Origin of the sequence: Neorhizobium sp. BETTINA12A, assembly GCF_023006485.1 — a bacterium.
Taxonomy (GTDB): Bacteria; Pseudomonadota; Alphaproteobacteria; order Rhizobiales; family Rhizobiaceae; genus Neorhizobium.
This window is the reverse complement of sequence record NZ_JALBGW010000377.1, coordinates 1-405: the sequence shown is the minus strand read 5'-3', so window position 1 is coordinate 405 and position 405 is coordinate 1. Positions and strand designations below refer to the sequence as shown.

Below are 405 nucleotides of genomic sequence, written 5' to 3'. Positions count from 1 at the left end.
ACCTGGCCCGCCAGCAGCAGCACCAGCGAGCCGCTCGCGAACGCTGCCGCGAGGCAGAGGAACCCGGCCAGTTGAAACAATGCGCCTGCGCGCATCCACCGGTGCCGCGGAGCAAGCGCGGTAATCCTGCTCGCGACCACCGCGACCGCACTCCAGGAGAGCGCCATGGTCACCACCAGATAACCGACCACCGCCGGCCGGAAACCGAAGACGGCGTCGATCATCAGCGCCAGGTAAACGCTGCCGACCGAATGGCTCGCCGACATCAGGAACAGCACCCAGAACCCATGCCCGAGAACCGAACCGAGCCGGAAGGCGCCTTCCGGAAACAGCCTTGGCCCGATCCGCCCGTCGAGCTTCAACGCCGGCAGGAACAGGCCCGCGCCCGCCACCACCGCCGCCGCC

Annotated in this window: 1 pseudogene; it reads right to left on the bottom strand. The window is 68.9% G+C overall.

The annotated features are described in order from the left end of the window. Window positions 1-405, bottom strand: a pseudogene (locus MOV61_RS30255) (hypothetical protein); the annotation flags it as partial.